Source organism: Bradyrhizobium genomosp. III (assembly GCF_000261705.1).
GTDB classification, from domain to species: domain Bacteria; phylum Pseudomonadota; class Alphaproteobacteria; order Rhizobiales; family Xanthobacteraceae; genus Bradyrhizobium; species Bradyrhizobium ottawaense.
Window position 1 is genome coordinate 1 of sequence record NZ_AJQF01000291.1, and the last position, 2,644, is coordinate 2,644.

The following is a 2,644-nucleotide window of genomic DNA, read 5'->3' on the forward strand; positions in this document are numbered from 1 at the left end:
ATGTGGATGCCCCGGACAAGCCCGGGCATGACGGCTAGACTAATCCCAGCACCCTGAACCTCACCACCCGCCGTCGCGACGAAGTGGCATGATCCCGTTGGCCGGTTCCGGCCGGGAAGTGTCGTGCCATGACCGCCTCTGCAACAACCAGTTCCGCCCTCCCCTCCCGCCGCCTCGGGGTGATCGGCAGCATCATCGGCGTGCTGGCGCTGATCGCGGCCGTATTGCCGCATTGGGTCATACCTGCGATTTACCCGCCACCGCCGGCGGACAAGGTGATTGTCGACACCGGCCATCGCCTGAAGGATCGCCTGATCGCGCGCGTCAAGGGCGTCGAGTACCAGGCCCCGCCGCGGGAGAAGTCGACCGGGAGCCAATTGAGGGAGGCGTCCTCGATCGCGGCGATCTCACTCGGTCTGCTTGCCATCCTGCTCTCGGTCCTCGCCCTCGTGTTTCGCGAAGAGAGGCTCCTGGCAGGCGTCGCGGCCGCACTTGGGGCCGGCGCCATTGCCGTCGAAATCTCCTTCCTGGCGATGGGCGTGCTGATGCTGATCGTCATCCTTTATGTGGTGGCCAATATCATCGGCTTGTTCTAAACGCCGGATACGGCGGGCCCATTCAGGCCAACGCGCGGCCTTCCGCCGCGACAAGTGCAGAATTGCTACCCTGCTCAATTCTCGGTAGTTTCCGCTCCCGAAGCAGCCCGCCCCAACGCAACAGGACGGAGAAAACCGACGTGGCGCCCATCCAATATATCGTCGAGGGCGGTCACCGGCTCTCGGGCTCGATCGAGCCATCCGGCAACAAGAATTCAGCGCTGCCGATCATCGCCGCCGCCCTGCTCACCGAGCATCCGGTGACGCTGGAGAACGTGCCGCGGATCCGCGACACCGAGACGCTGGTCGAACTGATCCGCTCGGTCGGCGCGGCGGCGGAATGGACCGGGCGCAACACGCTTCACATCCATGCCAAGAGCATCCGCGCCGCCGATCTCGACCCTGAGCTCTGCGTGCGCATCCGCGCCTCGATCCTGCTCGCCGGCCCCCTGCTCGCGCGCTGCGGCGAGGTGATGCTGCCGCCGCCCGGCGGCGACGTCATCGGCCGCCGCCGGCTGGACACCCATGTGCTGGCGCTGGAGCAGTTGGGCGCCAAGGTCACCGCGACCGACCGGCTCGAATTCCGCGCGCCCAAGCTTGCCGGCGCGGACGTGTTCCTGGACGAGCCGAGCGTCACCGCGACGGAGAACGCGCTGGTGGCGGCGGTCGCCGCCGACGGCGTCACCCATTTGCGCAACGCGGCCTCCGAGCCCCATGTGCAGGACCTCGCCAATTTCCTGGTCGCGCTTGGCGCGAAGATCGAGGGCATCGGCACCAACACCATGATCATTCATGGGCCGGCAACGCTGGGAGAAGCGACCTATCGGATCCAGCCCGACCATATCGAGGTCGGCTCGCTGATCGGGCTTGCCGCCGTGACGCGCTCGCCGCTTCGCATCACGCGCGCCGGCGTCGAGCATCTGCGCTCGATCCGCATGGGTTTCGAGCGGCTCGGCATCGTCTGCCGGGTCGAGGGCGACGACCTGATCGTGCCGTCGAACCAGACACTGAAGATCCAGGACGATTTCGGCGGCCACGTGCCGAAGCTGGAGGACCAGCCCTGGCCGGCCTTTCCGGCCGACCTGATGTCGATCGCGATCGTCACCGCCACGCAATGCGAGGGCGTGATCCTGATGTTCGAGAAGATGTTCGAATCCAGGATGTTCTTCGTCGACAAGCTGATCGCGATGGGCGCGCGCATCGTGCTGTGCGACCCGCACCGCGCCATCATCGCAGGGCCCAGCCGCCTGCACGGCGCGACCATGACCTCACCCGACATCCGCGCCGGCATGGCGATGCTGCTGGCCGCCGTGTGCGCCCAGGGCACCTCTACCATCAACAACGCCGACCAGATCGAGCGCGGCTACGAGCGCATCGAGGAACGGCTGAACGCGCTGGGCGCAAAGATCAAGCGCGTGCCGGAGCGGAAGGGCTGAGGTTGCTTTCTTCCTTCTGCCTTGTGGCAGAAGGTGATGCGAAGCGCCCAGTATCGTAGGGTGGGCAAAGCGAAGCGTGCCCACGGCTTCCGTTGCAATATTTGATAGGTCGTGGGCACGGCGCTAATGCGCCTTTGCCCACCCTACGATTCCGAGCTAGCGGATAGAGCCCCTCACTCATCTCGCTCACGGGCCATGTTTTCGTCGCGCGGCCGTGCTAATGAGCCGCCATGCTCGACACCGTCCAACATCATTCGCAGCCGCAAGCCGGCGTGCCGCAGAACCATCTCGCCGAAGAGTTCGTCGAGACGCTGCGGCTGGCCGTGCCGATGATGCTGACGCAGCTCGGGCAGATCGCGATGATCACGACCGATCTCGCGCTGATCGGGCGGCTTGGCGAGGATGCGGTGGCCGCGGCGGCGCTGGCGCACACCGTCTATTTCGTTAGCTTCACCTTCGGGCTCGGATTGATGGCTGCGGTGTCGCCGCTGGCGGCGCAGGCGTTTGGCGCCGGAGATGTCAGGCTGATCCGCCGCTCCTTGCGCGTCGGCCTGTGGGTCGCGCTGCTGATCTCGCTGCCGATGATGGCCTCGCCGCTCTATGGCGAGCGGA

At 66.1% G+C, this 2,644-nt stretch carries 3 protein-coding genes; all 3 read left to right on the plus strand.

Going from position 1 to position 2,644, the window contains the following annotated elements; translation table 11 throughout:
• The first annotated feature begins 128 nt into the window (after positions 1–128).
• Positions 129–596, plus strand: coding sequence for a hypothetical protein (locus IC66_RS0124530; protein ID WP_028139541.1), 468 nt, complete (start codon positions 129–131; stop codon positions 594–596).
• Between the two features lie 140 nt (positions 597–736).
• Positions 737–2,032 (plus strand): UDP-N-acetylglucosamine 1-carboxyvinyltransferase, encoded by a 1,296-nt coding sequence (gene murA, locus IC66_RS0124535; protein ID WP_028139540.1) that lies wholly within the window; start codon positions 737–739, stop codon positions 2,030–2,032.
• A 230-nt stretch (positions 2,033–2,262) separates the two neighbouring features.
• The coding region (locus tag IC66_RS0124540; protein WP_038949415.1) for an MATE family efflux transporter at positions 2,263–2,644 on the plus strand (382 nt) is incomplete at its 3' end.